This window comes from Zoogloea ramigera (assembly GCF_006539865.1).
GTDB classification, from domain to species: Bacteria; Pseudomonadota; Gammaproteobacteria; order Burkholderiales; family Rhodocyclaceae; genus Zoogloea; species Zoogloea ramigera.
The window spans coordinates 1-5,421 of sequence record NZ_BJNV01000128.1 but is presented as its reverse complement, the minus strand read 5'-3'; the positions used below and the strand labels follow the sequence as shown (position 1 = coordinate 5,421).

The following is a 5,421-nucleotide window of genomic DNA, read 5'->3' as shown; positions in this document are numbered from 1 at the left end:
GCTTGACAGGGTTTTTAAGCTCTGTATAATGCGCACCTCTTCGCTGCTGATGCAGCGGTTCTTTAAAAAGATGAACAACCGATAGGTGTGGGTACTCGGTTTCAAGGGATGTTCGGCTTCGGTCGGGCGTCACGAAGAAATTGAAGTATCTCGCAGAAATCGTCAGGTTTCTGGAGTTTTTGGATTGAACTTAAGAGTTTGATCCTGGCTCAGATTGAACGCTGGCGGCATGCTTTACACATGCAAGTCGAACGGTAACAGGGAGCTTGCTCCGCTGACGAGTGGCGAACGGGTGAGTAATGCATCGGAACGTGCCGTGTAATGGGGGATAACGTAGCGAAAGTTACGCTAATACCGCATACGCCCTGAGGGGGAAAGTGGGGGACCGCAAGGCCTCACGTTATACGAGCGGCCGATGTCGGATTAGCTAGTTGGTGGGGTAAAGGCCTACCAAGGCGACGATCCGTAGCGGGTCTGAGAGGATGATCCGCCACACTGGGACTGAGACACGGCCCAGACTCCTACGGGAGGCAGCAGTGGGGAATTTTGGACAATGGGGGCAACCCTGATCCAGCCATGCCGCGTGAGTGAAGAAGGCCTTCGGGTTGTAAAGCTCTTTCAGGTGGAAAGAAATCGCATCTTTTAATACAGGGTGTGGATGACGGTACCATCAGAAGAAGCACCGGCTAACTACGTGCCAGCAGCCGCGGTAATACGTAGGGTGCGAGCGTTAATCGGAATTACTGGGCGTAAAGCGTGCGCAGGCGGTTATGTAAGACAGATGTGAAATCCCCGGGCTCAACCTGGGAACTGCGTTTGTGACTGCATAACTAGAGTACGGCAGAGGGAGGTGGAATTCCGCGTGTAGCAGTGAAATGCGTAGAGATGCGGAGGAACACCGATGGCGAAGGCAGCCTCCTGGGCCAGTACTGACGCTCATGCACGAAAGCGTGGGGAGCAAACAGGATTAGATACCCTGGTAGTCCACGCCCTAAACGATGTCAACTAGTTGTTCGGTGAGGAGACTCATTGAGTAACGCAGCTAACGCGTGAAGTTGACCGCCTGGGGAGTACGGCCGCAAGGTTAAAACTCAAAGGAATTGACGGGGACCCGCACAAGCGGTGGATGATGTGGATTAATTCGATGCAACGCGAAAAACCTTACCTACCCTTGACATGCCAGGAACTTGCCAGAGATGGCTTGGTGCCCGAAAGGGAACCTGGACACAGGTGCTGCATGGCTGTCGTCAGCTCGTGTCGTGAGATGTTGGGTTAAGTCCCGCAACGAGCGCAACCCTTGTCATTAGTTGCCAGCATTAAGTTGGGCACTCTAATGAGACTGCCGGTGACAAACCGGAGGAAGGTGGGGATGACGTCAAGTCCTCATGGCCCTTATGGGTAGGGCTTCACACGTCATACAATGGTCGGTACAGAGGGTTGCCAAGCCGCGAGGTGGAGCCAATCCCAGAAAGCCGATCGTAGTCCGGATTGGAGTCTGCAACTCGACTCCATGAAGTCGGAATCGCTAGTAATCGCAGATCAGCATGCTGCGGTGAATACGTTCCCGGGTCTTGTACACACCGCCCGTCACACCATGGGAGTGGGGTTTACCAGAAGTAGGTAGCTTAACCTTCGGGAGGGCGCTTACCACGGTGAGCTTCATGACTGGGGTGAAGTCGTAACAAGGTAGCCGTATCGGAAGGTGCGGCTGGATCACCTCCTTTCTAGAGAAAAACCTTGGAATCGAGTATCCACAACCTATCGGTTGTTTTTAAAGAACAGTAGAGGCAAGGCGTCGGGTGCAGTGTCATGGATGCTGCGCCCGGTGTGCTGACCCTCGATGTACCAGGGGGTCAGTAGCTCAGTCGGTTAGAGCACCGTCTTGATAAGGCGGGGGTCGTAGGTTCGATTCCTACCTGACCCACCAAGCGATCAAGGGGGGCATAGCTCAGCTGGGAGAGCACCGGCTTTGCAAGCCGGGGGTCGTCGGTTCGATCCCGACTGCCTCCACCAAGAAATCAGAATCAAGCGGATTCGCAGGGTGGAAGTGCGGAGTCTTCTTTGTTCTGGTTTTTACCAGTAAGACTGTTCGATCTTTAACAAATTGGAAGAAGTGTGTCGTCTCTGTTGATGAGACAGGGGCGACATGGGTTGTGTGATTGCATTTGCGTCACCATCGGCTTTGAACCAGCACGGTGGTGATGCGCACAAACGCGAGTTCGTCTATGGCGTGTATCTCTGGCAACAGAGTGCAAGGTTATAGGATCAAGCGACAAAGTGCATGTGGTGGATGCCTAGGCGATTACAGGCGATGAAGGACGTGCAAGCCTGCGAAAAGCGGGGGGGAGCTGGCAATGGAGCTTTGATCCCCCGATGTCCGAATGGGGAAACCCACCCGCAAGGGTATCCCTGGCTGAATACATAGGCCAGTGGAGGCGAACCGGGAGAACTGAAACATCTAAGTACCCCGAGGAAAAGAAATCAACCGAGATTCCCCAAGTAGTGGCGAGCGAACGGGGATGAGCCTGCACGACTAAACCGATTACTTAGCAGAACAGTCTGGAAAGGCTGGCGATAGTGGGTGATAGCCCCGTATGCGAAAAGTAGTTGGCGGGTCTGAGCGTGCGACAAGTAGGGCGGGACACGAGAAATCCTGTCTGAAGATGGGGGGACCATCCTCCAAGGCTAAATACTCGTAATCGACCGATAGTGAACCAGTACCGTGAGGGAAAGGCGAAAAGAACCCCGGGAGGGGAGTGAAATAGATCCTGAAACCGCATGCATACAAACAGTGGGAGCCTCCTTGTGGGGTGACTGCGTACCTTTTGTATAATGGGTCAGCGACTTACGTTCAGTAGCAAGCTTAACCGGATAGGGGAGGCGTAGCGAAAGCGAGTCTGATAAGGGCGATTTAGTTGCTGGGCGTAGACCCGAAACCAAGTGATCTATCCATGGCCAGGATGAAGGTGCGGTAACACGCACTGGAGGTCCGAACCCACTAATGTTGAAAAATTAGGGGATGAGCTGTGGATAGGGGTGAAAGGCTAAACAAACTTGGAAATAGCTGGTTCTCCCCGAAAACTATTTAGGTAGTGCCTCGTGCGGACACTTCCGGGGGTAGAGCACTGTAATCGTTGGGGGGGTCATTGCGATCTACCCCGCGATAGCAAACTCCGAATACCGGAAAGTGATACACGGGAGACAGACGGTGGGTGCTAACGTCCATCGTCAAGAGGGAAACAACCCAGACCGCCAGCTAAGGTCCCAAATCCATGGCTAAGTGGAAAACGAGGTGGGAAGGCATAGACAGCTAGGAGGTTGGCTTAGAAGCAGCCACCCTTTAAAGAAAGCGTAATAGCTCACTAGTCGAGTCGTCCTGCGCGGAAGATGTAACGGGGCTCAAGCCATGAACCGAAGCTGCGGATGCATTTTAATGCATGGTAGGGGAGCGTTCTGTAAGTCTGTGAAGGTGTCTTGTAAAGGATGCTGGAGATATCAGAAGTGCGAATGCTGACATGAGTAGCGATAAAGGGTGTGAAAAGCACCCTCGCCGAAAGCCCAAGGTTTCCTGCGCAACGTTCATCGGCGCAGGGTGAGTCGGCCCCTAAGGCGAGGCAGAAATGCGTAGTCGATGGGAAACAGGTCAATATTCCTGTACCGATTCTAGATGCGATGTGGGGACGGAGAAGGTTAGGTCAGCCAACTGTTGGAATAGTTGGTTTAAGCGTGTAGGCGTGCCCCTTAGGCAAATCCGGGGGGCTTAGCTGAGGCGTGACGACGAGGTCTCTTTGAGACCGAAGTGATTGATACCCTGCTTCCAGGAAAAGCCACTAAGCTTCAGTCTAGAATTGACCGTACCGCAAACCGACACAGGTGGGCAGGTAGAAGATACTAAGGCGCTTGAGAGAACTCAGGAGAAGGAACTCGGCAAATTGATACCGTAACTTCGGGAGAAGGTATGCCCTGGTAGCTTGTAGGAGAACATCCGAAGGGCGACGGGGCCGCAGAGAATCGGTGGCTGCGACTGTTTATTAAAAACACAGCACTCTGCAAACACGAAAGTGGACGTATAGGGTGTGACGCCTGCCCGGTGCCGGAAGGTTAAGTGATGGGGTGCAAGCTCTTGATCGAAGCCCCGGTAAACGGCGGCCGTAACTATAACGGTCCTAAGGTAGCGAAATTCCTTGTCGGGTAAGTTCCGACCTGCACGAATGGCGTAACGATGGCCACACTGTCTCCTCCTGAGACTCAGCGAAGTTGAAGTGTTTGTGAAGATGCAATCTCCCCGCGGCTAGACGGAAAGACCCCATGAACCTTTACTGTAGCTTTGCATTGGACTTTGACGGGACTTGTGTAGGATAGGTGGGAGGCGCTGAGACCAGGACGCTAGTTCTGGTGGAGCCGTCCTTGAAATACCACCCTGGTGTCGTTGAGGTTCTAACCTAGGTCCATCATCTGGATCGGGGACCGTGCATGGTAGGCAGTTTGACTGGGGCGGTCTCCTCCCAAAAGGTAACGGAGGAGTACGAAGGTCTTCTAGGTACGGTCGGACATCGTACTGATAGTGCAATGGCAAAAGAAGGCTTGACTGCGAGACCGACAAGTCGAGCAGGTGCGAAAGCAGGTCATAGTGATCCGGTGGTTCTGTATGGAAGGGCCATCGCTCAACGGATAAAAGGTACTCTGGGGATAACAGGCTGATTCCGCCCAAGAGTTCACATCGACGGCGGAGTTTGGCACCTCGATGTCGGCTCATCACATCCTGGGGCTGTAGCCGGTCCCAAGGGTATGGCTGTTCGCCATTTAAAGTGGTACGTGAGCTGGGTTTAAAACGTCGTGAGACAGTTTGGTCCCTATCTGCCGTGGGCGCTGGATATTTGAGGGGGCCTGCTCCTAGTACGAGAGGACCGGAGTGGACGGATCTCTGGTGTACCGGTTGTGACGCCAGTCGCATCGCCGGGTAGCTAAATCCGGAAGAGATAACCGCTGAAAGCATCTAAGCGGGAAACTCGCCTCGAGATGAGATATCCCTGGGAACTTGATTCCCCTGAAGGGTCGTCGAAGACCACGACGTTGATAGGTCGGGTGTGGAAGCGCAGTAATGCGTTAAGCTAACCGATACTAATTGCCCGTGAGGCTTGATCCTATAACCTTGCAAGACAAGGCAACTCGCGTAAAACGCGATCACACGACCAGAACCAACAGACACTTCTTCCTATTTGACGTTCGCCGCCTAACGCGCGACGAGCGGTACAAGTTACAGTCTGACGAACATAGCGTCTTGGAACCACCCCTTCCCATCCCGAACAGGACCGTGAAACGAGACCGCGCCAATGATAGTGCACACCCGTGCGTGAAAGTAGGTCATCGTCAGACTCACCCATCAAACCCCCTGAAGCACAAAGCTTCAGGGGGTTTCTG

2 tRNA genes and 3 rRNA genes are annotated in these 5,421 nt (G+C 53.5%); all 5 read left to right on the top strand.

Going from position 1 to position 5,421, the window contains the following annotated elements:
- Positions 1–186 precede the first annotated feature (186 nt).
- Positions 187–1,724 (top strand): 16S ribosomal RNA (locus tag ZRA01_RS19815).
- Positions 1,725–1,850: 126 nt separating this feature from the next.
- Positions 1,851–1,927, top strand: a tRNA-Ile gene (locus ZRA01_RS19810).
- 10 nt (positions 1,928–1,937) lie between these two features.
- Positions 1,938–2,013 (top strand) — tRNA-Ala (locus ZRA01_RS19805).
- 250 nt (positions 2,014–2,263) lie between these two features.
- Positions 2,264–5,146 (top strand): 23S ribosomal RNA (locus tag ZRA01_RS19800).
- A gap of 117 nt (positions 5,147–5,263) precedes the next feature.
- Positions 5,264–5,376 (top strand): 5S ribosomal RNA (rrf, locus tag ZRA01_RS19795).
- Together the 16S, 23S and 5S rRNA genes with 2 tRNA genes alongside form the textbook arrangement of a ribosomal RNA operon.
- Positions 5,377–5,421: the final 45 nt, after the last annotated feature.